The organism is Serratia nevei, assembly GCF_024160145.1.
GTDB classification, from domain to species: Bacteria; Pseudomonadota; Gammaproteobacteria; order Enterobacterales; family Enterobacteriaceae; genus Serratia; species Serratia nevei_A.
Map to the genome: position 1 here is coordinate 368,338 of NZ_JAMYWQ010000001.1, position 26,089 is coordinate 394,426.

At 62.0% G+C, this 26,089-nt stretch carries 23 protein-coding genes; 10 read left to right on the forward strand and 13 right to left on the reverse strand.

Features of this window, described 5'->3' with window-relative positions; all coding sequences use genetic code 11:
- Positions 1–54 precede the first annotated feature (54 nt).
- Both mlc and M6G53_RS01640 read right to left on the reverse strand, forming a co-directional pair.
- The gene (mlc, locus tag M6G53_RS01635) at positions 55–1,272 is read right to left on the reverse strand and encodes a sugar metabolism global transcriptional regulator Mlc (RefSeq protein WP_253328477.1); all 1,218 of its coding nucleotides are present in this window, start codon (positions 1,270–1,272) and stop codon (positions 55–57) included.
- Positions 1,273–1,411: 139 nt separating this feature from the next.
- Positions 1,412–2,305 carry a LysR substrate-binding domain-containing protein gene (locus tag M6G53_RS01640; protein ID WP_253328478.1) on the reverse strand — a complete coding sequence of 298 codons (894 nt, stop codon included), beginning with the start codon at positions 2,303–2,305 and terminating at the stop codon, positions 1,412–1,414.
- A 147-nt stretch (positions 2,306–2,452) separates the two neighbouring features.
- Between M6G53_RS01640 and M6G53_RS01645 the strand changes: the two genes are divergently transcribed.
- Positions 2,453–3,721 carry an MFS transporter gene (locus M6G53_RS01645; protein ID WP_253328525.1) on the forward strand — a complete coding sequence of 423 codons (1,269 nt, stop codon included), beginning with the start codon at positions 2,453–2,455 and terminating at the stop codon, positions 3,719–3,721.
- Between the two features lie 51 nt (positions 3,722–3,772).
- Here the strand turns inward: M6G53_RS01645 and M6G53_RS01650 are convergent, their stop codons facing one another.
- Together M6G53_RS01650 and M6G53_RS01655 are read right to left on the reverse strand one after the other, a co-directional pair.
- A complete protein-coding gene (locus tag M6G53_RS01650; RefSeq protein WP_436286508.1) occupies positions 3,773–5,059 on the reverse strand; it encodes a glycoside hydrolase family 10-like protein in 1,287 nt (428 codons plus the stop codon).
- 128 nt (positions 5,060–5,187) lie between these two features.
- Complete coding sequence (locus M6G53_RS01655) at positions 5,188–6,984, reverse strand: glycoside hydrolase family 3 protein (protein WP_253328479.1); 1,797 nt, start codon at positions 6,982–6,984, stop codon at positions 5,188–5,190.
- Positions 6,985–7,316: 332 nt separating this feature from the next.
- Here M6G53_RS01655 and tus point away from each other — a divergent pair, with 332 nt between their 5' ends.
- Positions 7,317–8,255 carry a DNA replication terminus site-binding protein gene (gene tus, locus M6G53_RS01660; protein WP_253328480.1) on the forward strand — a complete coding sequence of 313 codons (939 nt, stop codon included), beginning with the start codon at positions 7,317–7,319 and terminating at the stop codon, positions 8,253–8,255.
- Here the strand turns inward: tus and M6G53_RS01665 are convergent.
- The 3 genes from M6G53_RS01665 to M6G53_RS01675 form a co-directional block, all read right to left on the reverse strand.
- On the reverse strand, positions 8,245–8,613 hold the full coding sequence (locus M6G53_RS01665; protein WP_253328481.1) for a VOC family protein: 369 nt from the start codon (positions 8,611–8,613) through the stop codon (positions 8,245–8,247). The genes tus and M6G53_RS01665 overlap by 11 nt on opposite strands.
- An 89-nt stretch (positions 8,614–8,702) precedes the next feature.
- Complete coding sequence (locus tag M6G53_RS01670; protein ID WP_253328482.1) at positions 8,703–9,392, reverse strand: helix-turn-helix transcriptional regulator; 690 nt, start codon at positions 9,390–9,392, stop codon at positions 8,703–8,705.
- Position 9,393: 1 nt separating this feature from the next.
- Positions 9,394–10,284 (reverse strand): LysR family transcriptional regulator, encoded by an 891-nt coding sequence (locus M6G53_RS01675; RefSeq protein WP_253328483.1) that lies wholly within the window; start codon positions 10,282–10,284, stop codon positions 9,394–9,396.
- A gap of 102 nt (positions 10,285–10,386) precedes the next feature.
- Here M6G53_RS01675 and M6G53_RS01680 point away from each other — a divergent pair, with 102 nt between their 5' ends.
- Positions 10,387–11,052 (forward strand): peroxiredoxin-like family protein, encoded by a 666-nt coding sequence (locus tag M6G53_RS01680; RefSeq protein ID WP_253328484.1) that lies wholly within the window; start codon positions 10,387–10,389, stop codon positions 11,050–11,052.
- Between the two features lie 41 nt (positions 11,053–11,093).
- Here the strand turns inward: M6G53_RS01680 and fumC are convergent, their stop codons facing one another.
- Positions 11,094–12,491, reverse strand: a complete 1,398-nt coding sequence (gene fumC, locus M6G53_RS01685) for a class II fumarate hydratase (RefSeq protein ID WP_253328485.1) — start codon at positions 12,489–12,491, stop codon at positions 11,094–11,096.
- A gap of 390 nt (positions 12,492–12,881) precedes the next feature.
- Between fumC and manA the strand changes: the two genes are divergently transcribed.
- Together manA and M6G53_RS01695 are read left to right on the forward strand one after the other, a co-directional pair.
- Positions 12,882–14,060 (forward strand): mannose-6-phosphate isomerase, encoded by a 1,179-nt coding sequence (gene manA, locus M6G53_RS01690; RefSeq protein ID WP_253328486.1) that lies wholly within the window; start codon positions 12,882–12,884, stop codon positions 14,058–14,060.
- A gap of 141 nt (positions 14,061–14,201) precedes the next feature.
- On the forward strand, positions 14,202–15,734 hold the full coding sequence (locus tag M6G53_RS01695) for a YdgA family protein (protein WP_253328487.1): 1,533 nt from the start codon (positions 14,202–14,204) through the stop codon (positions 15,732–15,734).
- A 44-nt stretch (positions 15,735–15,778) separates the two neighbouring features.
- Here M6G53_RS01695 and M6G53_RS01700 read toward each other — a convergent pair whose 3' ends face one another.
- Positions 15,779–16,930, reverse strand: coding sequence for a serine hydrolase domain-containing protein (locus tag M6G53_RS01700; RefSeq protein ID WP_253328488.1), 1,152 nt, complete (start codon positions 16,928–16,930; stop codon positions 15,779–15,781).
- A gap of 102 nt (positions 16,931–17,032) precedes the next feature.
- On the opposite strand from M6G53_RS01700, the gene M6G53_RS01705 reads away from it, so the two are divergent.
- Complete coding sequence (locus tag M6G53_RS01705) at positions 17,033–17,941, forward strand: LysR family transcriptional regulator (RefSeq protein WP_253328489.1); 909 nt, start codon at positions 17,033–17,035, stop codon at positions 17,939–17,941.
- Positions 17,942–17,967: 26 nt separating this feature from the next.
- Here the strand turns inward: M6G53_RS01705 and blaSRT are convergent, their stop codons facing one another.
- Positions 17,968–19,104: an SRT/SST family class C beta-lactamase gene (gene blaSRT, locus M6G53_RS01710; RefSeq protein WP_253328490.1), complete on the reverse strand. Its 1,137-nt coding sequence runs from the start codon at positions 19,102–19,104 to the stop codon at positions 17,968–17,970.
- Positions 19,105–19,310: 206 nt separating this feature from the next.
- Between blaSRT and M6G53_RS01715 the strand changes: the two genes are divergently transcribed.
- Entirely contained in the window at positions 19,311–20,192 is an 882-nt protein-coding gene (locus M6G53_RS01715; RefSeq protein ID WP_253328491.1) for a LysR family transcriptional regulator, read from the forward strand.
- Here M6G53_RS01715 and M6G53_RS01720 read toward each other — a convergent pair.
- Positions 20,189–21,220 carry a Mal regulon transcriptional regulator MalI gene (locus M6G53_RS01720; protein ID WP_253328492.1) on the reverse strand — a complete coding sequence of 344 codons (1,032 nt, stop codon included), beginning with the start codon at positions 21,218–21,220 and terminating at the stop codon, positions 20,189–20,191. The two genes, M6G53_RS01715 and M6G53_RS01720, sit on opposite strands and share 4 nt — an antisense overlap.
- Before the next feature lie 223 nt (positions 21,221–21,443).
- On the opposite strand from M6G53_RS01720, the gene malX reads away from it, so the two are divergent.
- Complete coding sequence (malX, locus tag M6G53_RS01725; RefSeq protein WP_253328493.1) at positions 21,444–23,063, forward strand: maltose/glucose-specific PTS transporter subunit IIBC; 1,620 nt, start codon at positions 21,444–21,446, stop codon at positions 23,061–23,063.
- The gene (locus M6G53_RS01730) at positions 23,056–24,237 is read left to right on the forward strand and encodes a MalY/PatB family protein (RefSeq protein WP_253328494.1); all 1,182 of its coding nucleotides are present in this window, start codon (positions 23,056–23,058) and stop codon (positions 24,235–24,237) included. The genes malX and M6G53_RS01730 overlap by 8 nt, the downstream gene beginning before the upstream one ends.
- 32 nt (positions 24,238–24,269) lie before the next feature.
- Here the strand turns inward: M6G53_RS01730 and M6G53_RS01735 are convergent, their stop codons facing one another.
- On the reverse strand, positions 24,270–24,638 hold the full coding sequence (locus tag M6G53_RS01735) for an NUDIX hydrolase (RefSeq protein WP_253328495.1): 369 nt from the start codon (positions 24,636–24,638) through the stop codon (positions 24,270–24,272).
- The gene (locus M6G53_RS01740) at positions 24,635–25,231 is read right to left on the reverse strand and encodes an NUDIX hydrolase (RefSeq protein ID WP_253328496.1); all 597 of its coding nucleotides are present in this window, start codon (positions 25,229–25,231) and stop codon (positions 24,635–24,637) included. Before M6G53_RS01740 ends, M6G53_RS01735 begins: the two co-directional genes overlap by 4 nt.
- A 97-nt stretch (positions 25,232–25,328) precedes the next feature.
- Between M6G53_RS01740 and M6G53_RS01745 the strand changes: the two genes are divergently transcribed.
- Positions 25,329–26,084: a DeoR/GlpR family DNA-binding transcription regulator gene (locus M6G53_RS01745; protein ID WP_253328497.1), complete on the forward strand. Its 756-nt coding sequence runs from the start codon at positions 25,329–25,331 to the stop codon at positions 26,082–26,084.
- Positions 26,085–26,089 lie beyond the last annotated feature (5 nt).

Here is a 26,089-nt window from a genome sequence, read left to right on the forward strand (position 1 = left end):
CGTAGGGGCTTGAGGTAGCTCAATCTTTTGCGGGATTAATAAGAAGTTCTGATGTTAGCCCTGCAGCAGCTGCACCAGCAATGAACCGTTGTACAGCGCCTCTTTCACCAGCGCCGCGCCGGGCATGGTGCCCTGATTGAAGAACTGCGTGGATTCGACCTTGACCTGCTCGCTGTAGGCCGGCAGCGCCTGCTGGCGAATGCAGGAGGCGATGGCCGGGTGCAGGATCTCCGCCGCGCGGTTGAGCGGCGAGCCCACCAGGATCTTCTCCGGATTGAACAGGTTGACCATGATAGCCAGAATGCGCCCCACGCTGTGGCCGACGCCGAGAATGATGTCCCGCGCCAGCTGATCGCCGGCCAGCGCGGCATCGCACAGCGAGTCGACGGTCAGCGGCGTGCCGTGCAGGCTGGAGCTCATCGAGCCGCTCAGCCGCTGCTGGGCGATCTCCAGCATGTTCTCAATGCTGGCCACGGTTTCGAGACAGCCGTGGTTGCCGCAGTAGCAGCGTTTGCCGTAGGGATCGACCTGGGTGTGGCCGATCTCCACCACGCTGTGGCTGCCGGCGTGCAGCACATGGCCGCCGGTGATCACCCCGGCGCCGACGTTGTGGTCGATCACCACCTGAATGACGTTCTGGCTGCCGCGCGAGGCACCGTACAGCGCCTCGGCCATGGTCCAGGCGCTGATGTCGTGCTGCAGGTAAACCGGCAGGCCGGTGCGGGTTTCCAGCGCCGGGCCGAGCGGCATCTCCAGCACGTCGTAAAACGGCATGCGATGCACCACGCCGGACTGCACGTCGATTATGCCCGGCAGCGTGATGGCGATCGCCGTCAGCCGCTCCAGCTTGCTTTGGTGGCGGATAAAGAACTGGTCGACTTCGGTCAGGATGCGTTTCAGCAGCGGTTCAGGGTGTTCGGCCGCCAGCGGCAGCTGCTCCTCCACCACCAGTTTGCTGCTGAGATCGCGCAGCGCCAGCGTGATGCTGCCGCGGCTGATGCGGGCGGAAAGGTAGTGCCAGGCCTCGGTGTCCAGCACCAGGCCCACCGCCGGGCGGCCCCGGCTGCCGATTTCCTGGTACTCGGTTTCCTTGACCAGATGGGCTTCCAGCAGCTCGCGCACGATCTTGGTGATGCTGGCGGGCGCCAGCTGTGCGCGTTTTGACAGTTCGATGCGCGAAATCGGGCCCAGCTGATCGATTAGCCGATAAACCGCCCCCGCATTGGTCTGTTTGATTTGATCGATATGCCCAGGCTGCCCAACCGCAATCACAAACCTGCTCCTACTATTTTTCGCGCTTCTAAATAAAGACTAGAGGTTATGGTGGGGCTTTTGTCATACAGCGTCAACTATTTGATTCGTTATGTGATTTGCTGCACAAATTCCTCGCAATTTCAGCGTGAATTGATTTTTATTTGCCCAGCATCAACGCCATCAGCGCCTGCGCCGCGGCCGTCAGCGGCCGCCGGCGGTGATGCACCAGCCACACTTCGGTGGTGGCGTCCGGCTCCGCCAGCGGCAAATAGCGCACGCCGTCCACCCGCACCCGGGCGAACGAGGCCGGCAGAATCGACACCCCCAATCCGGCGGAGACCAGCCCGATGATGGTCATCGCTTCCCCCACTTCCTGGGTGATGTACGGGGTAATGCCGGCCTTGCTGAGCAACAGCAGTATTTCGTCGTACAGCGCGGTGCCCACTTCGCGCGAGAAGAACACGAACGGCTCCTGCGCCAGATGTTGAAACCGCAGCGCGCCGCCCGGCGTTTCCGCCAGCGGATGCCCTTCCGGCACCACCGCCACCAGCGGTTCGCGCAGCAGCAGCTGATAGTGGAGCGCCTCCGGCAGCCGCGTATTGCGCATCACCCCCAGATCCAGCTCACCGTTCAGCAGCGGTTCGATCTGCTGTTTGGTGTTGATTTCGCGCATTTTGATATGCACCTGCGGGGAGTGCTGGCGAAAGGCGCGCAGGCTGCGCGCCACCACGCCGATAAAGGGCGCGGAAGAGGTAAAGCCGATGGTCATTTCCCCCAGCTCACCGCGATCCAGACGCGCCGCCTTTTCCGCCGCCCGCCCGACCTGATCGAGCACCTGGTAGGCTTCTTTGAGAAACATTTCCCCGGCCTGGGTCAAACTGACGTTGCGGTTGTTGCGCGCCAGCAGCCGCGCGCCGACCATCTCTTCCAGCGCCTGGATTTGCTGGCTGAGCGGCGGCTGGGAGATCCGCAACCGTTCGGCGGCGCGGCCAAAATGCAGCTCTTCCGCCACGGCGATAAAGTAACGCAGGTGTCTCAGCTCGATATTCATATTTAAAAAGTCTTAATTTGAATTATTAATATATTAGACAAAAAATTCACCGCTCCCTATCATTTTGTTATCTGCAAAGTGTCTGTTTATCTCCCCGAAGTTCGGTAAGGAAACGCTGTGACAACCCCTGTGCGTTCTGCGGCCGCGATGCCGTCGACGCTGGCCGCCAACGATGATGCGGCCGCTGCGCCAAAAGTAAAACGTTCCACCCTCAACAACAAACTCCCCTATATCGAACGCGGCACGCCGCAGTTTATGCGCGTGACGCTGGCGCTGTTTTCCGCCGGGCTGGCGACCTTCGCGCTGCTCTACTGCGTGCAGCCGATCCTGCCGGTGCTGTCGCAAGATTTCGGCGTATCGCCGGCGGAAAGCAGCCTGTCGCTTTCGGTCTCTACCGGCCTGCTGGCTCTCGGCCTGATGTTTACCGGGCCGCTGTCCGACGCCATTGGCCGCAAGTCGGTGATGGTGGTGGCGCTGCTGCTGGCGGCGGTCTGCACGCTGATCTGCGCCTTTATGACCAGCTGGCACGGCATCTTGCTGATGCGCGCGCTGATCGGCCTGTCGCTGAGCGGCGTGGCGGCGGTCGGCATGACCTACCTCAGCGAAGAGATCCACCCCAGCTTCGTCGCCTTCTCGATGGGGCTGTACATCAGCGGCAACTCGATCGGCGGCATGAGCGGCCGCCTGGTGACCGGGGTGTTGACCGACTTCTTCTCCTGGCGCGTGTCGCTCGGGGTCATCGGCCTGTTCGCCCTCGCCGCCGCCTGCATGTTCTGGCGCATCCTGCCCGCCTCGCGGCATTTTCGCGCCAGCTCGTTGCGCCCGCGCACCCTGCTGATCAACTTCAAGCTGCATTGGCACGATAAGGGCCTGCCGCTGCTGTTCGCGGAAGGGTTCCTGCTGATGGGCAGCTTCGTCACCCTGTTCAACTACATCGGCTATCGCCTGCTGGCGGATCCTTACCACCTGAGCCAGGCGATCGTCGGCCTGCTGTCGGTGGTGTACCTCACCGGCTCCTACAGCTCGCCCAAGGCCGGCGCGCTCACCTCACGCTTCGGGCGCGGCCCGGTGCTGCTGGCCTCGATCGTGATTATGCTGATCGGGATTCTGATTACCGCGCTGCCGCAGGTGCCGGCTATCTTTATTGGCATGATGCTGTTCACCGCCGGTTTCTTCGCCGCCCACTCGGTGGCCAGCAGCTGGATCGGCCGCCGCGCGCGCCGCGCCAAAGGCCAGGCGTCGTCGCTGTATCTGTTCTGTTATTACGTTGGCTCCAGCGTAGCCGGCACCCTCGGCGGCGTGTTCTGGCACAGCTTCGGCTGGAATGGCGTGGCGGCGTTCATCAGCCTGATGCTGCTGCTGGCGCTGTTGGTGGTGCATTACCTGAAGCGCCTGCCGGAAGCGGCCCGCCTCTGAAAAGAAAAAGCCGCGGCGATTTGCCGCGGCTCGTCATGCCAGTGCCTGTGATTATTGGCCGGTTTTCCAGCGGGTGCGCAGGTACTCCACCGCCTTGTCCGTTTGCGGCTCAGTCAAATAACGTTGCCGGAACAGGATGGTTCCCCCCATCCCCGGCAGGCTCTCGTTGAGATCCAGCTGCCTTTTCAGTTCGGGAACGCCGCCGTCGACGCTCCAGGCCGGTTCGCTGGCGGCAGGCGTGCCCACTTTATACAGCGCCACCCCGGCATACAGCCGGACCGGCGTGCCCTTTACCACGTCGGCCCACCAGTGGGCCAGCACGTCGTAGCGGACAATTTCACGGTCAAAAGGCCAATACAACTGCGGCGCGATGTAATCGAGCAGCCCCAGTTTGACCCACTGGCGCGTATCGGCATAGGCCGTATCGTAAGATGGCGCGCCGGCCCGCGTCGCCGAACCGTCAGGATCGTCAGCCTGGTTTCGCCATACGCCCGCCGGGCTGACGCCAAACGCCACCGCGGGCTTCAATGCTCGGACGGTGGCTGAAACCTGTTTTATCAATTGCAGCGTGTTGTCCCTGCGCCAGGCGGCTTTGTCTGCAAACCCTTTGCCGTATGCGCGATACGTTCGTTCATCATCCAGCGGCGATTGCGGCGTTTCGTAATAGAAATAATCGTCAAACTGAATGCCGTCGACCTCATAGTTTTTGACAATTTCAGTCACCACGCTGGTGATCCAGTTGCGCACATCGGGCAGACCGGGATCGAGCACGAAGCGCTCGTTGGCGGTGCGAATCCAGTCGGGATGCAGCGCATAGACGCTGGCCGGCGGCGACTGCAGCGTATGATTGAGTGCATCAATCGTTTGTGGGCGGGTATTCATGGAAACCCGATAAGGGTTCAGCCAGGCATGCACTTTGATGCCGCGCCGGTGCGCTTCTTGCAACATAAAGGCCAGCGGATCGTAACCCGGATCCTGGCCCACGGTGCCGGTCAAGACTTCTGACCAAGGCAAGATGTTTGAGCGCCACAGGGCCGTGCCGTCCGGCTTAACCTGAAAATATACCGCGTTAATCCCGGTTTTCACCATCTCGTCCAGCGCGTCCGTCAGCCCCTGTTTCTGCAGGCGAACCCGCTCTGGCGCGCTTTCCGCTTTCAGGGAGGCCGCCGGCGGCCAATCCAGGCCAATGACCGTGGCCAGCCAGATGCCCCGCATCGGTGTTATCGGCGGCGTCGGTTGCGGGGGCTTCTCCGGTTCGGGCGGCTTGGCGCACCCGCTCACGCCCAGCATGGCGGCCATCAACAGCCATCCGCCTAATTTTGTTGCGCCTGTCGGCATTCTGGTTCTCCTTGCGTGAGTGACGGTTATCCCATGTCGTTGCGTGCAGAGCAAGAAACGGCCCGCTTTCTCAGTGCTTTTCGCTGCCGGCGTCGCCCTGTTCAGACGACGCCGGTGTCCTCATTCCATTACCAGCTCAGCCCCGTGCCGCGAGGGAACGCCACCTTGCCCGTATTGGTTTCCACATCGTAGTCATGCCAGGTGTTGACCGGCAGTTTGCCCTGCGGTTTGATTTTGCCCGTCAGCACCTGCGCCAAAGAGACCATCGAAGGGCCACGCCACACGCCGCTGTCATAACCGTAGTAGGAGTAGGTGGCGACGGCCGCCTCCACCTCTGCGGCATAGTTCACGATATCGTAAGGGGCGCGCAGTGAGAGGTGAACGCGTTTTTTCCCCTGTTCGGCGGCGTATTTCAACCAGCCCGGATAAGGGCTGCTGTCATTGCTCGCTCCGGTTGCAGAGGTAACGACCCCATCCTGTTCAGCCGGCGTAAAGCGGGTTGAAAGGGTTCCGAGCAAGAACACGTCGCAGCCGGCAATATGTTCCCTGACCTGGGCGTCGCTCAGCGCCGTTTCCTTCGCGGCGACGACGTTCTGATACCCCTCCTGCGCCATCACACGCGCAATGCCGCTGGCCTGCTCGCCCCACGGCGTCAGAATAAAGTAGCGCAGCGCCTTGTCCTTGAACGGCAACAGGCTGTGGCGGTTGATCACCACGGTAATAGAACGATCGGCGATGCGTTTTTCCAGCTTGTGCGCTGACGACGCAACGTCGTTGGAACACGGCTTCTCGCTATGCCCCATCAGGCTATGGCGTAATTTCAGGCGCAAAATTCGCTCGACCGAGGCATCGATATCAGCTTCGTTGAGATGCCCGGTTTTCACCCTATCCGCAAGGTAACGGATCAGATCCGGCAGCAGGCTCGACTGGGCCGGCGAGGCCATGCTGACGGGCATCAGGGCAATGTCCACCCCGGCGGCAAAGACGTTTTCAGCCGCCGCTTGCTGGCTGAAATGCTCGGCAATCGCGCCCATATCCAGCGCATCTGAAATCGTTACGCCCGCATACCCCAACTCATTGCGCAGGATCTGGGTCTGAATTTCATGCGACATGGTGGCGGGCACCGTGATTTTTTCACCGCTGCGGGTGTCTATCTGGCGGTTATCCAATGCCGGGTACTGAATATGCGCGGTCATCACCATATCCGGCGCCGCGCAGCGATCGATGGCCTGCTTGTAAGGGGCGATATCGATGGCAAAGGCCTCTTCCCGCGTGCGATCGACGCGCGGCAAACCGGTGTGCGAGTCGGTGGAGGTGCTGCCATGGCCGGGGAAGTGTTTATACGCGGTGATCAGCCCCTGGTGTTTCATGCCCGCCACCATCTTCTCTGCCAGACGAGAAACGGTGTTCTTATCATCGCTGAAGGCGCGAACGTTAATCACCGGGTTGAACGGGTTGGTGTTGACATCCACGACCGGGGCAAAGTTGGTATTGATATGCAACGCGCGCATATCCTGGGCCATCAGCTTGCCCTGTTCAACGGCGAGCTGTTCATCCGCGCCCCCTTCAATCGCCGCCGCCAGCGCCATATTGCCGGGGAATGAGGCATAGTCGCCGCGCGGCAGCCGGAACACGTTACCGCCTTCGTTATCCGTGCCAATAAACAAACGAATGCCCGCGTGGGTTTTCATCGCGGCATACCAGGCCGTCAACGTTTTGATCTGCTGCTTGTCTTTCAGATTATTGGCAAACAGGATCACCCCACCCACGTGGTTATCCGCAATCAGCTTGCCAATGGCTTCATCGGGAACGGTCATATCCTGATTGCTGCTACCGTTTTGATCCCAGTAGCGAAAATCCAGCATGATTTTTTGCCCGATCTTCTCTTCCAGCGTCATGTTTTTGACTTTCTGTTTAATATCCACAGTAAACCTCCGTTTAAAGCACCCGTTAATGACAGAAGAAAAGATACCCCGAAGGGCGCATAGCGTCCTGCCATTCTGTTTGTTCCAGCGATTGGACAACGGCGAACGGAAAATGGATTAAACAAAATACAAACGAACAGGAGAAAATCCATCAATGAATCAAAATACTACGTATACCGGGTGTATGGCGTGCCCTGCCGCCAGAGGCCGCTATGGCGCATTTTCCGCTGCCAAGGCGGGTGGGCAGTGAAGCTACCCCCGGCTCAGGGGCCGATGTTGCCCCCAGTCCGCCATTCTTCTATAGTATGTTGTAACTAATATAGGAGCGCGCGATGAGCAGATACGATGTGATTGGCCGGATGAACGCCTGCTTTACCGAGCTGGAGCAGGCGCTCGGCGCGCTGCAGCAGCAGATCGCCCCACTGCGATTGCTGGCGGCGCGGGTGTTCAGCCTGCCGGAGGTTGAAAAAGGCCAGGAACATCAGGCTATCTCGCATATCGCGGTCGAACAGCATGTGGGGCAAGCGGCGCGCGATCTGGCGCTGGAGCACTATCAGCGGCTGTTCATCCACCATAACCGGGAGAATGTCAGCAGCAAGGCCGCCGTGCGCCTGCCCGGCGTCCTCTGTCTGGCGGTGGAGCAGCCGGAGTATCAGGCGCTGCAAACGCAGCTGGCGCTGATCAACCGCCTGAAGGGCGAACTGGAACAGATTATCACCGTCGATTCCGGCCTGGCGCCGGAGCAGCGTTTCGAATTCGTGCACACCCATCTGCACGGGCTGATTACCCTCAGCGCCTATCGCACCCTCACCGCCCTGACCAATCCCGACTCCGTGCGCTTCGGCTGGGCCAACAAGCACATCATCAAAAACGTCAGGCGGGACGACATCCTGACGCAGCTGGAGAAAAGCCTGAAAGCCGGCCGCGCGGTGCCGCCGCACAGCCGTGAACAGTGGGCTGCCCTGGTCAGCCGCGAGATAGACGACGTCAGCCGCCTGCCGCAGCACGCGACGCTGAAAATCAAGCGGCCGGTCAAAGTGCAGCCCATTGCCCGGGTGTGGTATCAGCAGCAGCAAAAGCAGGTGCAGCACCCCTGCCCGCTGCCGCTGATCGCCCTGTGTCAGGTGGAGAGCGGCGCGGCGGTGCCGAAAATTGGCGAGCTGCTCAACTACGACGCCGACACGGTGAAACACCGTTACAAACCCGACGCCCGGCCGCTGCGGCTGCTGGTGCCGCGCCTGCACCTGTATACCGACGATGCTACTCGCTGAGGGTATACACCCGCAGGCGATGGCCGTCCGGATCGCGCGCCACGAAGGTGTAGCCGAATTCCATCTCGGTCGGCGTTTGCTCGATAGGCAGCCCGAGTTCACGCCACTGGTTATAGCGCGCCTCGACCTCTTGCGGGTCCTGGCACAAAAAACCCAGTTCACCGCCGCCGCCGGTCAACGTAGCCGTCGGTTTTACCCCCTGTTTGGCCCACATCCCCAGCTTGAAGCCGTTGTTGAGCATGAACAGGGCGAAACCGGGGGAAAGTTCCACCGGCGCCTGCCCCAGCAAGCGTTGATAAAAGGCGGCGCTGTTCAGCGGGTTGTCGACGTAAAGCAGAGTCATGCTGGGAAGAGTCATCGGTCTGTCCTCTGGGTGATGGGAACCGGCCGGTTCCCGATAGGTACAGACTAAGGCGTGCGACTGACAGTTTATGGCAGCAGCAAACGTTATTGCTCTGCAATGCCCTCACTGAGGCGCCACTCTTTCAGCAGTAGCCGCCGGCCTCGCGGATAACGCTGTTCCAGCGGCGTGGCGGCCTGAATGCGATCGAGACGAAAATGGCGCACGGCCTGGCGCAGCTCGCACCAGGCGACCAGTATCTGGAACTGGTCGAAAAAGCCCAGCGCAAAGGGCCACAGAAGGCGTTCGCTGCGCTGCCCCGCCAGATCGAGATAGTCGATATGCAGCTTGCGCTCGCGGCGGATGGTGTCGCGGATCAGCACCCGCATCTCATCCGCCACCGGCGGCGTCTGAGCCGGCGCGATCAACAGCGTGTTGGCCTCCAGCTCTTCCCGGAGCGCAGGCGGCAGCACGTCGGCGATCTTGGCCAGCGCCTGGCGCGCCGCGTTCGCCAGCTGGCTGTCGCCGCGGCGGCTAACCCAGCGCATGCCCAGCACCAACGCTTCTGTCTCCGCCTGCGAGAACATCAGCGGCGGCAGCATAAAACCGGGGCGCAGCACATAGCCGACGCCCGCCTCACCGGCGATCTCCGCCCCCTGCTGCTGCAGCGTGGCGATATCGCGGTACAGCGTGCGCATGCTGATGCCCAGCGACTGTGCCAACGCATGGCCCGCCACCGGATAACGGTGGCTACGCAGCAACTGCATCAGATCGAGTAAACGTTGCGCACGCGACATGTTACGGCTCCCTGCATAACGCGGTTTGGACAAAATCGGCAAAGGCCCGCGCCTTGGCCGAAACGAAATGACCGCCGGGGAACACCGCCCACAGCGCCAGCGGCGGCAGCTGCCAGTCCGCTAATGCCGCGATCGCCGCCCCGCTTCGCAACTCTCTGCGGAACATGCCTTCGCTGCCGATAGTGGGCCCGAACCCCGCCAGCACCAGCTCGCGCACGCACTCCGCCGCATTGACCCGCATGCGCCCCGGCAGCCGCAGCGCATGCTGCTCTCCTTCGCGGCTGAAGCGCCACGGCTCGCCGCCGCCACGGCGATGGTAAATCACCATCTCATGCTGCAACAGATCTTCCGGCCGCTGCGGCATGCCGGCGGCGGCAAAATAGCCGGGCGTACCGATCACGCACTGCTTCACCTCACCCAGTTTGCGGGCGGTAAAGCCGGAGTCTTCCAGTTCGCCGACGCACAGGGCGATATCGATGCCCTCTTCAATCAGCGACAGGTTGCCGTCATCCAGTAGCAGATCGACGCTCAAACGCGGGTTGGCACGCATAAACGCCGTCAAATCAGGCAAGGGAACGATGCGGGCGAACACCGCCGCCGAAGCGACCCGCAGCCGGCCGCTCAGCGTCTCGCCGGTGCTCTGCACCAGCGCTTCGGTCTCCGCCAACTCATTCAGGATACGCCGGGTGCGTTGATACAGCTGCTGCCCCGCATCCGTCGGCTGCAGGCCGTGGGTCGAGCGCAGCATCAGGCGTGTGCCGAGCTGCTGTTCCAGCCGCGCCACCGCTTTCGATACCGCCGGCTGCCCCACGTGTAGCCGCGCCGCCGCTGCGGTAAAAGAACCGCTCTCGTAAACGCAGGCATAGGTTTCGTAATCGGCAAATTTACCCATGACATTCCTTAATGGAATAACGATTAGCACTTATTGCAGTCTACACGCGCTCTTCCAGAATGGACAAGATGAACGCCTCCCTCATTTTCGCCAGGAAAACACATGACACTGCAAAATAAACTCGATGCCTTCAAAGCGGAGTTCGAAGCCGGCAAACTGCCGTTCACACTCACAGAACGCGAGCACGCGCTGCTGCGTGAAGCGATCCAAACGCAGGTCGCTTCCGGCATCGCCGAACGCGCGCTGAAGGTCGGCGACGCCGCGCCCGGCTTTACCCTGCCGGACGGTGAAAACCGGCTGTGCGCTTCTGCGGCGCTGTTGGCGAACGGGCCGCTGGTGGTCAGTTTTTATCGCGGCATCTGGTGCCCCTACTGCACGCTCGATCTGCAGGCGCTGCAGGCCGCACTGCCCGTCATCACGCAACGCGGCGCGCAGCTCGTGGCCATTTCACCGCAAGACCAGGCGCATAACCGCCAGGCCGCGCGCGATCACGATCTCACTTTTCCGCTGCTCAGCGATGCCGGCAACCGTCTGGCGGCCCAATTCGGCCTGCGTTACCGCTTGCCGGACGCGTTGATCGCCCTGTATCAACAGCGGCTCGGCCTCAGTCTGGCGCAGTTCAACCAGGATGACAGCTGGACGCTGCCGCTGCCGGCGCGGTTCGTCATCGCCCGTGATGGCCGCATCGCCTATGCCGAAGCGCACGCCGATTACACCCGGCGGCCGGAGCCACAGGCGCTGTTGTCGGTATTGGAAAGATTGGCTTGAAAAGACGGGGCGCAACCGCGCCCCGTTAAAACATGAAGTGATTACTTCTGCATGCTGCCGACCATCGCTTCCGGCCGCACCCACTCGTCGAACTGCGCTTCGGTCAGATAGCCCAGTTTCAGCGCCGCGGCTTTCAGCGTCAGCCCTTCCTTGTGTGCTTTCTTGGCGATTTCCGCCGCCTTGTCGTAGCCGATGTGGGTATTGAGCGCCGTCACCAGCATCAGCGATTCGTTCAGCAATTGGGTGATGCGATCGCGATTCGGTTCGATGCCCACCGCGCAGTGCTCGTTAAAGCCCTGCATGCCGTCGGCCAGCAGGCGAATAGACTGCAGGTAGTTGTGGATCACCATCGGGCGGAATACGTTCAGCTCGAAGTTGCCGGAAGCACCGCCGATGTTCACCGCCACGTCGTTGCCCAGCACCTGGGCGCACAGCATGGTCATCGCTTCGCACTGGGTCGGGTTGACCTTGCCCGGCATGATCGAGCTGCCCGGTTCGTTCTCCGGGATAGCAATTTCGCCAATGCCGCAGCGCGGGCCGGACGCCAGCCAGCGCACGTCGTTGGCGATCTTCATCAGCGAGGCCGCCAGCCCTTTCAGCGCGCCATGCCCCTGCACCAGCGCGTCGCAGGTCGCCAGCGCTTCGAATTTGTTCGGGGCGGTGACGAACGGCTGATGAGTCAATTCCGCCAACGCTTTAGCCACGCGCACCGCATATTCCGGATGGGTGTTCAGGCCGGTGCCGACCGCCGTGCCGCCCAGCGCCAGCTCGGCAATGTGCGGGATGCTGTCCTCGATATGTTTCAGGTTGTGCGCCAGCATCGCCGCCCAGCCGGATATCTCCTGGCCCAGGGTCAGCGGCGTGGCGTCCTGCAGGTGGGTGCGGCCGATTTTGACGATGTCGCGGTAGGCTTCGGCCTTGTCGCGCAGCGTCTTGTGCAGCACTTTCAGCTCGGGGATCAGGTGTTCGCGCAGCGCGATCACCGCCGCCACGTGCATCGCGGTAGGGAATACGTCGTTGGAACTTTGGCTCTTGTTGACGTCGTCGTTCGGGTGCACCTTGCGTTCTTCGCCGCGCACGCCGCCCAGCAGCTCGCTGGCGCGGTTGGCCAACACTTCGTTCATGTTCATGTTGGTCTGGGTGCCGGAGCCGGTTTGCCAGATTGACAGCGGAAACTGGTCGGCGTGGCGCTCCGCCAGCACTTCGTCGGCGGCTTTAATGATGGCGGCGCCCCGCTCGGCCGGCAGCAGCCCCAGATCCACGTTCACCTGTGCGGCAGCGCGCTTGGTCAACGCCAGCGCATGGATCAGTGCGGTCGGCATCTTTTCGCTGGAAATGCGAAAATGCGCCAACGAGCGCTGGGTCTGCGCGCCCCACAGCTTATCGGCCGGTACTTCAATGGGGCCCATGGAGTCTTTTTCAATACGAACGCCTGCCATCATTGTCTCCTTAGCATAATGCCTAAAATTATAGGGTTAGGCCGACGCGCTCCCCCCCGTCGGCATGCACTCCCAGTATAGTGACATAATAACTATTCGCATTAAGAGAGTTGTCTCACAGCACGTTTCAACTCTTTATCTATTAATAATACGGTTATTTGCCAACGGTCCCCCCGCCGCCACCGCGCCATTTGAGGCGCCAATCGTTCTCACGTTATACTTTGGCCACATTGCCGGGCGCGGCGCTATCCGGCGTTATTTTGATCGCGCCCATGATTTTACCGGCCGATGCAGGCGTATGATGGCCGTCGGCACGGATTGAGTTAATCACACAAAATCAGTAAGTTATTGGCCGACAATACGGCAATGACGCAAAGGACGTTTACCGACATGCAAAAAATGACCAACGCGGTACAAAATTACGCCTGGGGCAGCCACGATGCGCTGACCCGTCTTTACGGCATCGCCAACCCCGCTAATCAGCCGATGGCCGAACTGTGGATGGGCGCCCATCCCAAGAGCCCTTCCCGCGTGCCGGGCACCGATGGCGAACTGCGTTCGCTGCGCGATGTGATCGATGATGACCAGCCAAAGCAGCTGGGCGCCGAGGTCGCCAGCCGCTTTGGCGAGTTACCTTTCCTGTTTAAAGTGCTGTGCGCCGATCAACCGCTGTCGATCCAGGTTCACCCGAGCAAAACGGCGGCCGAGATTGGCTTCGCGAAAGAGAATGCCGCCGGTATCCCGCTGAACGCCGCCGAACGCAACTACAAAGATGCCAACCACAAGCCCGAGCTGGTGTTCGCCCTGACGCCGTTCCTGGCGATGAACGGTTTTCGCGAACTGGCCGATATCGTTTCCCTGCTGCAGCCGATCGCCGGCGCGCACCACGATATCGCCGCCTTTCTGCAGCAGCCGGACACCGCGCATCTGGCTACCCTGTTCGCCAGCCTGCTGACGATGAGCGGCGAGCAAAAGTCGCTGGCGCTCGGCGTGCTGAAAGCCGCACTCAACAACCAGCAGGGCGAGCCCTGGGATACCGTGCGCTTTATCGCCGGTTTCTATCCGGACGACAGCGGCCTGTTTTCACCGCTGCTGTTGAACGTGGTGCGGCTGGCACCGGGCGAAGCGATGTTCCTGTATGCCGAAACGCCGCATGCCTACCTGAAAGGCGTGGCGCTGGAGGTGATGGCCAATTCGGATAACGTGCTGCGCGCGGGCCTGACGCCGAAATTCATCGACGTACCCGAACTGCTGGCCAATCTGCAGTTCCGCCCACAGCCGGCGTCCGGCCTGCTGACCCGGCCGGAGCAACGCGGCAACGAGCTGTTTTTCCCGATCCCGGTGGAGGATTTCGCCTTCTCGCTGCACGATTTGGCCGTCGTGCCGCAGGCGCTGGCGCAGCGAAGCGCGGCCATCGTATTCTGCGTCGCCGGCGAAGCGACGCTGGAAAAATCCGGGCAGCGCCTGACGCTCAAACCGGGCGAATCCTGCTTTATCGGGGCCTTCGAGTCCCCGGTCAGCGTCAGCGGCAGCGGCCGTATCGCCCGGGTTTATAACCAGTTGGCCTAACCGTTGATAATTTTCAGCAAATTGCTTGCTGAAAGCGAGTGCTGCCCCCACAATTAAGCGCCTGCGGGCGTTTTTTGTCGGCCCGTATTTGCCCCCTCCCTCACAGCGGAGGGTTATAAGAAAAAAGGATGAAACAGAGCTATGAAAAAATCGTTAGTCGCTGTCAGCGTCATTGTGGTTCTTGGCGCAGCATGGACCGGGGCATCCTGGTACACCGGGAAACTGATCGAGCAGCACATGGGCGAAGTCGTGGACAACGCCAACGGCCAGCTGAAAGCTTACCTGCCGAAAGCCGGCGTGAAGCTGAGCTATGAAAATTACCAACGCGGCCTGTTCAACAGCCAGGTACGTCTGGTTCTGCGCTCCGACGGCAGCGATGCCGCCAACGGCGCGGAACTGAAGCCCGGTGATGAAGTGGCCTTCCTGGAAACCATCGACCACGGTCCGTTCCCCTTCGCTCAGCTGAAGAAATTCAACCTGCTGCCGAGCATGGCGTCGGTGCATACCCAGCTGGAAAACACCCCGGCGGTAAAAGGTCTGTTTGAGGTAACCAAAGGCAAATCGCTGTTTACCGCCGATTCGCGCATCTCGTACAGCGGCGATACCGCGTCCGCCATCGACATTATCCCGCTGGAGTACCAGAAGGATAAATCCTCGCTGAAATTCAGCGGCGCCACCCTCAATGCCGACGTTTCCAGCGATCTGAAGAACCTCGTGCTCGACGCCAACAGCGATAGCATCGTGGTGAGCAGCCCGAACGCCTTCGGCCAAAACGAACAGATCACCTTCCAGGGCTTTAACCTGAAAGGTAACAGCAACGAGAGCAAGTTCGGCGTTAAGCTCGGCGATCAGACGCTGACGCTGAAGCAGTTCAAACTGGCTATCGACGGCAAAGACGCCGTGGCGCTGGACGGTTTCAACCTGGTGAGCAAGTTCGGCGAGCAAGGCAGCAGCAACATTGGCGGTCAGATCGACTACACCATGGACGCGCTCAAGGTCCAGGGCAACGACTTCGGCGCCGGTAAACTGACGCTGAAAATCGACAACGTGGACGGCAAAGCGCTGAAAGACTTCGCCGATAGCTACAACCAGCAGGCCATGGCGCTGTTGCAGCAGGGTGAGAACCTGGATCCGGACGTCTACGAACAGCAGACTACCGAGATGCTGCAAAAGAACCTGCCGCTGCTGCTGAAAGGCAACCCGACCCTCAGCATCGCCCCGCTGAGCTGGAAAAACGGCAAGGGTGAAAGCACCTTCACGCTGGATCTGGCGCTGACCGATCCGAGCCAGACCGGTTCTCCGGCCGAATCGCCGGACCAGATGGTCGCACGCGTGGTGAAAAAGCTGGATCTTAGCCTGACCATTCCGGAAGCGATGGCTACCGAAGTGACCGCGAAAACCGCGCTGTTGCAGGGTTACAATGAAGAAGACGCGCAGAAACTGGCGCAGCAGCAAGTGCAAGGCCTGGCGGCGATGGGCCAGATGTTCAAGCTGACCACCCAGAAAGACGGCGTGATCGCGAGCAAATTCCACTATGCCGACAATCAGGTTGATCTGAACGGCAACAAGATGTCGTTGCAGGAGTTCATCGGCCAGTTCGGCCTGCTGGGCGCCCCGGCGGAAGACGACGAACCGGCGCAGGATGCACAGCCTGCTCCGGCACCGGCGCAGTAACCGCCTGAAAGCATGAAAAGGGCCCCTTCCGGGGCCCTGTTTATTTACACCGCGTAAACCGCATTGCGGATCTGCTGCGGATAGTGGCCGCACATGCCTTCGAACGCCGTATTGGTCAAGACCACCACGCTCAGCTGCGCCTGAGGATCAAAGAACCAGCTGTGACCATAAACCCCGCCCCAGGCCTGCGTGCCCGCATGCTGCGGCGTATCTGCCGCTTCGGCATCCACCAGCAGCGCCCCGCAAAATCCCCATCCCCAACCTGGCCCTTGCGTTTGCGCTTCGGCACCGACGTGCGGACTGTGCAGCAAGGCCACCGTTTCCGGCTGCAGAATGCCCTGTCCGCCGGTGCGCAGTACCTCCACCAACCGCAGCACATCATCGGCGTCCCCCACCATGCCCGCGCCACCGGAAGGAAAGGCTGCGGCGTCAAACGCGCGTGCCGGCGAGAATTCGACCTCGGCGCCCATTCCCTCCGGCAGCGCCACCCGCACGCTTTCATACATGCGCTGCGGCCCTTGCGGTGTGTTGTAATAAGGCGTCGCCAGGTTTGCGGCGTCCGTCGCATAAAATGCGGTATTGCCCAATCCCAACGGCTGCGCCACCCATTCGATAAACAGCTGCGGCAGCGGCATACCCGCTGCCCGCTCCAGCACGGCACCGAGCACGTCGATCGCCAGCGAATAGGCGAAACGCGCTCCCGGTGCCGACAGCAACGGCGCCTGGGCCAACAGCCGCAGGTTTTGCTCCAGCGTCAGCGTCGACAGCTCCACGCCGTCCTGAATGCCTAATCGGTGATAAATGCCCCCCTGCGGCTGATTCAGCCGGTAATCCAGCCCGGCGGTATGGCTCAGCAAATGACGGATTTTGATCGCCGGGCGACGGCCATCGGCCAGCGCCGGGGTAAACCACGGCAGCCACTCGCTGACCGCATCGTCCAGGCCCAGCATGCCCCGTTCAATCAGGCGCAGCGCTGCCAGCGCGGTATAGGGCTTGGAAACCGACGACAGCCGAAACTGCGTTTCCCGCCGCATCGGCCGCCGTGCCTCGCGATCGGCATCCCCTGCCGCCCCGGCGTAGCAAATCTCGCCCTGCCGCGCCACCAGCACCACGCTGCCGACAATGCGCCCTTCGGCCATCGCCTGTTGATCGATCGCCGCGATCCGTTCTGTTAACGCCAGATGTTCAGCCGACATGATTCTCGTCTCTCTAAAGGAAAGTAAAATCAGTCTAGAAGGTTATTCATAAAATTAAATAGGGCATAATTTAATGAATCATTAAGCACAGGTTAGCAATCTATGAGTTCACTCCTGCAGCTGCTGCCCTATTTCGAAGCCGTCGCGCGCCTGGGCAACTTTACCCGTGCGGCCAGCCAGCTCGGCGTCACGCCACCGGCGGTGTCGCAAAACATTCAGGCGCTGGAGAATCAGCTGGGGGTACGGCTGTTCCACCGTACCAGCCGCTCGGTGCGCCTCAGCGACGAGGGCCGGATGTTCTATCAGAAAGTGTCGCCGGCGATGAACCAGATCGACGTGGCGGCGGACGACGTGCGCACCCTGGGCGCTCAGCCGGCGGGCCTGCTGCGCATCACGCTGCCGCAGCTGGCCGCCACCTTACTGGTGATGCCGCACCTGGCGGCGTTTCAGCGGCGCTATCCCGAAGTGCAGCTGGAGCTGTTTACCGAAGACCGCTTTTCCGATCTGGTGCTGGGCAGCTTCGATGCCGGCATTCGCATGCACGCCATGCTGCCAAAAGACATGATCGCCGTGCCGATCGACAACGGCCAGCGACGGGTGCTGGTCGCCTCGCCCGACTATCTGGCGCGTTGCGGCGTTCCGGCCACGCCGGACGATCTGCCTGCTCACCACTGCCTGCGCTACCGTTTCCCCGGCAGCGGCAAACTTGAACCCTGGTATTTTAGCCTGGGCGACGATGAACGCGCGCTGGACGTCAGCGGCAGTTTGATTTTTAACGAAGATCGGCTGATCAAAGATGCGGCGTTGGCGGGCCTGGGTATCGCACAGCGTTTTCAGGGCACGGTGTTGCAGGCGCTGGCGCAGGGGCAACTGGTGGAAGTGCTGCCGGGTTACGCCAGCGAAGCGTCGGGCTTTTTCATCTACTTTCCCGCCGGCAAGCATCTGCCACTCAAGCTGCGCGCCTTTATCGATTTCATGCGCGAGCGGCGTGAACGGCAGCATCGCGGGTAGGGGCGCCCCGCCGGCGCCCCTACCCGTCAGCGCTTATCCAGCGCCTGCACGATGCGGTAAGTCGCCTCGACGCGATCGTCGTTCGGGAACCACTTGTTGGCCAGCATCACCACGGCGATATTCTTCGCCGGGATAAATACCGCGTAGGTGGAGAAACCGCCGGTGGAGCCGGTTTTGTTATACCAGCCGGCGCGCAATTCCGGCTGCGGCGGCGTGATGGCGGTGGCCGGCGTGCCGTTCATGATCATCCCGGCGTTGTTGCCTTCAATCAAACGCGACAGTTTCACCGGATACGGGTAGTTCTCCCACATCAGATCCTGCGTGAACGCGCCCGCCTTGTAATAACCGACGTGCGTCGCGGCCAGCGCGTCGCGCCACGGCTGCGCTACCTTCACCTGCTGCAGGTTGGCGTCCAGATAGCGAATCAGATCGCGGGCGTTGGACTTGATGCCGTAAGACTCGGCGTCCAGCGGGCCGGGATTGACCCGCACCGGCTTATCGTCCTTGCTGTAACCCTGCGCATAGTTGGCCATCTGCGCCGCCGGTACCTGCACGTAGGTGTGGCTCATGCCCAGCGCCGGCAGCATCCCCTGTTCCATCGCCTGGATAAACGGCTGATCGAGGCTCTTGGCGGCGATCATCCCCAGCATGCCGATGCCGAGGTTGGAATAGACGCGGTAGCTGCCCGCCGGGTGTTTCGGCTGCCAGGCCCGGTAGTAGGCCATCAGTTGGGCGTTGTCGGTCACATCATCCGGCACGAACAGCGGCAGGCCGGAGGTGTGGGTCGCCAGATTCAGCAGGCTGACGCCGTCGAAGGCGCTGCCGCGCAGTTCGGGCAGGTAGTGGCTGGCCGGGTCTTTAAACGACAGTTTGCCCTGCTGCTGCGCATAGACCGCCAGCGTCGCGGTGAAGGTTTTGCTCAGCGAGCCCACTTCGAACAGCGTCTGCTCGGTGATCGGTTTACCGGTCTGCTTCGAGGCGACGCCATACGGGTAAATCTGCTGTTTGCCGTCGACCGACACGGCGATCGCCATGCCCGGCACGCCGTATTTTTTCATCAACGGCTGAATAACGGCGTCGATATCCTGCTGCTGCGCGGCGTGCGCGGTCGGCAGGATCAGTGCGGCGATCAGCGCGGCCGCCAGGCGGTTCATTTTCGTCATGATAGAGGCTCTTAGGTTGCAGGGCATCGGCCGCGGCCAAAAGTTTTTATTGGCGTTATATACGGCGCTTTCCCTGATGGATGATGTCATTCCTTTACGGCTGCCGTGACACTCTAAGCAGCCGCGCCAAATATCGGATTTTGTCGCCGGGTTGACAAGCGATAATAATTTCAGCCAGCATAAAGAAAAACTTATGGCTATCGACAATGCGTAATCGACTTCCCCTCAACGCCCTGCGGGCGTTCGAATCCTCCGCTCGTCACCTGAACTTCACCCGCGCCGGCCTGGAGCTGAGGGTGACCCAGGCCGCCGTCAGCCAGCAGGTGCGCATGCTGGAAGAACAGCTGGGCATTCAGCTGTTCCGCCGTCTGCCGCGCGGGCTCGATCTGACCGAAGAGGGCCAGGCGCTGCTGCCGGTGTTGAGCGACGCCTTCGACCGCATCGAGGCGGTGCTGCAGCAGTTCGAAGGCGGGCATTTCCACGAGGTGCTGACGGTAGCGGTGGTCGGCACTTTCGCCGTCGGCTGGCTGATGCCGCGGCTGGCGGCGTTCCGCACGGCGCACCCGTTTATCGATCTGCGGGTGCTCACCCACAACAACCTGGTCAATCTGTCGGCCGACGGCATGGATTTCGCCATCCGCTTCGGCGAAGGGCTATGGCCCGCCACCTGCAATATCAAGCTGTTCGACGCGCCGCTGACGGTGCTCTGCCCGCCGGCGGTCGCCGCGCGCCTGCGCACGCCGCAGGATCTGCAGCATGAGCTACTGATGCGCACCTACCGCAAGGATGAATGGGAGCACTGGTTCGCGGCGGCACAGGTGACGCCGTGGCGGATCAACGGCCCGGTGTTCGACTCGTCAAGGCTGATGGTGGAAGGCGCGATCCAGTGCGACGGCGTGGCGCTGGCGCCGGTCAGCATGTTCCGTCGCGAACTGGCGGCCGGCGTGCTGCAGCGGCCGTTCGCCGCCGAGGCCGCGCTCGGCGCCTATTGGCTGACCCATTTGAAATCGCGGGATCTGACGCCGGCGATGAAAACCTTTATCGGCTGGATCCGCCGGGAGGCGGAAGAGGAACAGCAGCAGGGCTAGGCGGAACCGCGCCGGATCAGCGTCGGCGGCAGAATGACGTTCTGCGCCGGCAGGTCGGCGTCACCGATGCGCTGCAGCAGGCGCGCGGCGGCGCTGCGCCCCACTTCCCGCGCCGAGCTGGAGACGAAGGTCAGCGGCGGTTCGGTCAGTTCGGCCTCCGGCACGTCGCCGAAGCCGATCAGCGCCACCTGCCGCCCGTAGTAGGCGTCGACTCCGTCCGAACCGATGCTGCGGCCGCTGCGCGCCAGGCCAAAATAGGCGCCGAGCGCCACCGATGCCTTGTGGCAGACGATGGCAGTAATGTTCGGGTAATGGCGCAGCAGCAGCTCCGCCGCTTCCGCCGCCTGGCGCTGCCGGCAATCGCACTCGACGATCCATTCGCTGCGAAACGGCAGGCCGTACTGGAGCAGCGTGGCGCAAAAGCCACCCAGCCGCTCGGCGCGCGTCAATGAGTCGCTCTGACCGCCGAGGTAGGCGATTTGGCTGTGACCGCGCTTGATCAAAAATTCGGTGGCCAGCTTGGCGGCCTGCATGTTGTCCGGCCGCACCACGTCCACGCCATCGAGACCGCTGGAGCGCGCCACGCAGACCAGCGGTACGCCCTGCTCGGCCGCCTTCTCCTTCAGGCCCGCCGCCGCGCGAATGCCGCCCGCCAGCACGATGCCGTCGACGCCCTGCGCCAGCAGCGCGTCAAACGCCCGCTGCAGGCCCTGGCCATCGCGCCCGCTCTGCGTCAAAAACAGCAGCTTGTCATGCGCCTCCAGCGCTTCGCTCAGCCCGGCGGTCATTTCGGCATAGAAGGGTTCGCAGATGTCGCGCAGAATAAGGCCTATCACCCCGGATTCCCCGCTCCGCAACGTCGCCGCCTGGCGATTGCGCACGTAGCCCAGCAGCTCTATCGCCTGATTGACCTTTTCGACGGTGGTCGGCGAAATGCGCCCCTTGCCGCTCAACACCAGGGAAACCGTGGTGACCGAGACGCCCGCCTGCTGCGCCACGTCGGTGATGGTGATCTTTTTGATGCTCATAGTCTCTGCGAACCCGTTCCTGGGCAACCCGCGCCGTAATGATCAAGGGTATACCGAATCCGTTAGCTCAGTAAAACGTTTTACTGCCCGCCGCATTGTCGCCAAAAACCGGGCGGCAGATTTGTGATTGGCGGCGCATTTTTGCTAGGTAAAACGTTTTATCTTCTTTTTACCTAATCAGAAGCCCCCTTTTTGCTCGTCTTTACGCCAGGAGAAGTCGGTTATGTCCGCAGCCAACAAACCAAAAATCACCCTCTGGGAGTTCTTCCAGAGCCTGGGCAAAACCTTCATGTTGCCCGTCGCCTTGCTCTCTTTCTGCGGCATCATGCTGGGGATCGGCAGCTCGCTGAGCAGCCGCGACGTGATCGCCCTGATGCCGTTTATCGGCCACCCACTCTTCCAACTGGTCTTCACCTGGATGAGCAAGGTAGGCTCCTTCGCCTTCAGCTTCCTGCCGGTGATGTTCGCCATCGCCATTCCACTGGGTATGGCGCGCGAGAACAAGGGCGTCGCCGCCTTCTCCGGCTTCGTCGGCTTCGCCGTGCTGAATCTGGCCACCAATTTCTACCTGACCGCCGCCGGCGTGCTGCCCACCAGCGATCCGCTGGTGCTGAAGGCCAACAACATCCAGAACATTCTCGGCATTCAATCGATCGATACCGGCATCCTCGGCGCGGTGATCGTCGGTATCATCGTCTATCTGCTGCATGAGCGTTTTCACACTATCCGCCTGCCGGACGCGCTGGCATTCTTCGGCGGCACGCGCTTCGTGCCGATCGTGACCACCCTGGTCCTGGGCCTGTGCGGCCTGGTGATCCCGCTGATCTGGCCGTGGTTCGCCGCCGGCATTACCGGCCTGGGCCGCGTGATCAACGGCGCCGGCATCTTCGGCCCGATGATTTTCGGCACCGGCGAACGCCTGCTGCTGCCGTTCGGCCTGCACCACATTCTGGTGGCGTTGATCCGCTTTACTGAAGCGGGCGGCACCCTGGAAGTGTGCGGCCACAGCGTCAGCGGCGCCCTGACCATCTTCCAGGCGCAGCTCTCCTGCCCGACCACCACCGGCTTCGCCGAAAGCGCCACCCGCTTCCTGTCGCAGGGTAAAATGCCGGCGTTCCTCGGGGGCCTGCCGGGGGCGGCGCTGGCGATGTATCACTGCGCCAAACCGGAGAACCGCCATAAAATCAAAGGGCTGTTGATTTCCGGCGTGGTAGCTTGCGTGGTTGGCGGCACCACCGAGCCGATCGAGTTCCTGTTCCTGTTCGTCGCGCCGTTCCTCTATCTGATCCACGCACTGCTCACCGGGTTGGGTTTTACCGTGATGGCGCTGCTGGGCGTGACCATCGGCAACACCGACGGCAATATCATCGACTTCGTGGTGTTCGGCATTCTGCACGGCACCGCCACCAAGTGGTATCTGGTGCCGGTGGTGGCCGCCGTCTGGTTCGTCGGCTATTACGCCATTTTCCGTTTCGCCATCCAGCGCTTTAACATCAAAACGCCGGGCCGCGACGGCGACGGCGCCGTCAGCCAGAGCGCGCCGAGCGGCGCGGTGGGGAAATCCGGCTACAACGCGCCGGCAATTTTGGCGGCGCTCGGCGGCCCGGACAACATCATCACGCTGGACAACTGCATCACCCGCCTGCGCCTGTCGGTCAACGACATGAGCCGGGTGGACGACGCGGCGCTGAAGGCCAACCGCGCCATCGGCGTGGTGCATCTCAACGATCATAATCTGCAGGTGGTGATCGGCCCGCAGGTGCAATCGGTGAAGGATGAATTAGACTCACTGATAGCCACGGCGCACCCTGCCGTGGCGCTGCAGGGAGCCACCCATGTTTGATTTCGCCACCCCGATCGACCGCCACGGCACCTGGTGCACCCAGTGGGACTATATCGCCGACCGTTTCGGCAGCGCCGATCTGCTGCCGTTCACCATCTCCGATATGGATTTCGCCACCGCGCCGTGCATTCTCGAGGCGTTGCAACAGCGCCTGCAACACGGCGTGCTGGGGTACAGCCGCTGGCAGCACGAGGATTTTCTCGGCGCGCTGCGCCACTGGTATCAGCAACGTTTCAACGCCGCCATCGACACCGCGACGGCAGTATACGGCCCTTCCGTTATCTACATGGCGGCGCAGCTGATCCGCCAATGGTCCGTACCGGGCGACTACGTGGTGACCCATACTCCGGCCTACGACGCCTTCTACAAGGTGATCCTCGCCAACCAGCGCCAGCTGCTGGCCTGCCCGCTGCAAAAAGCCGGCGACGACTGGCGCTGCGACATGGCGCACCTTGAGGCCTTGCTGGCGCGGCCACAGACCAGGATCCTGCTGCTGTGCAGCCCGCATAACCCCACCGGCAAAGTGTGGCGCCGCGACGAGCTGCAGCAGATGGCCGAACTGTGCGAGCGCCATGACGTGCGCGTGATCAGCGATGAGATCCACATGGACATGGTCTGGGGGGAACACCGCCATACGCCGTGGAGCCAGGTGGCGACCGGCGACTGGGCCCTGCTGACCTCCGGCTCCAAGAGTTTCAATATCCCGGCGCTGACCGGCGCCTACGGCTTCATCAGCGACGACGCCAGCCGCGAAGCCTATTTCCAGCAGCTCAAGGCCCGCGACGGCCTCTCCTCGCCGGCGGTGCTGGCGGTGGCCGCGCACGTGGCCGCCTATCGCCACGGCGAACCCTGGTTGGATGCCCTGCGCGACTACCTGCAAGATAATCTGACCTACGTCGCCGAGCGGTTGGAGCAGGCGTTTCCCGCGCTGGGCTGGCGCCCGCCGCAGGCCACCTACCTGGCCTGGATCGATCTGCGGCCGTTGGCCGTTGACGATCGGGCGCTGCAGCAGGTGCTGATCGAGCGCGAAAAGGTGGCGATCATGCCGGGCTTTACCTACGGCGAGGAAGGCCGCGGATTCCTGCGCCTCAACGTCGGCTGCCCGCGCAGCAAGCTGGAAGCCGGCATGGATAAGCTGATCGCCGGATTGAGGTTGGTGCTGGACGCACAATAGCGCGAGGGGGCGAGCCTCTGCCCGCCCCTTGATTACCCCTGAACAGGCGGGATTTCCTCCAGGCGGCGATAGACCGTCAGGCCCCGTTCGCTGGCCAGCCGCACGTCGTTATCGGCCCCCGCAGACGCGCCTTCGATGCGATACACCGCCTGACACTGCGCAATCAACCGGTGGGCTACCGGGTAAAGAAACGCCTCGCTCACCGCATCGCCAACCTGAGTGGAACCCGCCGCCGCCGCCAAAGGCAGCGCCAGCCACTCGCCGATCACCGGCACGTGCCCCCGCTGGTAAACCGCCAGCGCCGCCTGTTCCAGGCGTGCCAGATTGGCGGCGATACGCTGCGGATCGCCATCGGTGCCGCTGCGATAGGGGCCGGCGATCAGGATTTGTTGGGCTTTCATTGGCTGTCCTCCAGCGTTCGGTTCAAGGCGACAAACTGCAACAGCATGATGGTCTTGGCGTCAACGATCGTGCCCTGGCGAACCGCCTGCAAAGCTTGCGCCAGCGGCAGCTCGATCACCTCCAGATCTTCCCCCTCCGCCGCCACCCCGCCACCCTCGTTGATGCGGTCGCCCGCCTGGTATTCACCGACGAAAAAGTGCAGCTTCTCGGTGACCGAGCCTGGGCTCATATAAGCTTCGAACACCTTCTCCACGTTCTGCACGAAATAGCCGGTTTCCTCTTCCGCTTCGGCGCGAATGCGCGCCTCCGGCGACGCGTTGTCCAGCAAGCCGGCGGCGGCCTCAATCAACATGCCGTCATGGCCGTTGACGAAGACCGGAAAGCGGAACTGGCGCGTCAGGATCACCGTTTGCGCCTGCCGGTTGAACAGCAAAATCACCGCGCCATCGCCGCGATCGTAGGTCTCACGGCTCTGTCGCTGCCAAACGCCGTCGCGCCGCAGAAAATCAAAGGTGGTTTTTTTCAGCAGGTACCAGTCATCGGACAACACCCGGGTTTCGACAATGCGAACCCTGTCTTTGGTGGCTATCATCGGTTTACTCCGCCATAGGAAGGAAATTGATACTATCGTGCAATTTCGTGTATGATCAAGATATTTCGTGCAGTCAAAATTTGAGAGGAAAATGCCCATGTTGACCAGCCAGCGCAAGAAAATCATCCTGGAAAAACTGGCCCAGGACGGCCAGGTGTTGGCCAAGCAGCTCAGCGAAATGTTTGGGTTGTCGGAAGATACTGTCCGGCGCGATCTGCGCGAACTGGACGCCGAGGGGTTGCTGCAGCGGGTACATGGCGGCGCCCTGCCGGTTTCCTCTGCCATTGCCAGCTTCGCCGAGCGCAATCAGTTGGAATCCGGCGCCAAACGCGCGATCGCCAAAGCCGCGGCGGCGCTGATCGCCCCCGGCCAGGTAGCGATCATCGACGGTGGCACCACCTCTGCAGAGCTGGTCCGGCAGCTGCCGCGCAACCTGAACGCCACTATTGTCACCCACAGCCCCAGCGTCGCCGTGGGCCTGGTCGATCACCCCACGGTCGAGGTGATCCTGATCGGCGGCCGGCTGTACAAGCATTCGATCGTCAGCGTTGGCGCCGCCGCGGTGGAGGCGATGTCGCATATTCGCGCCGATATCTATTTTATGGGCGTGACCGGCGTGCACCCCACCGCGGGGCTGAGCACCGGCGATCTGGAAGAGGCCTACATCAAGCGGGCGCTGGCGGCCCGCGCGGCGGAAACCGTGGTGCTGGCTTCAGCCGCCAAGCTTAACGCCGCCTCGCAGTATGCGATCGGTGACATTACGCTGGCGCATACCATCATCGTTGAACGCGCCACCGACGACGCATTGATCGCACCGTTGCAGCAGGCGGGCGTCAGCGTGTTGAAAGCCTGATTCAC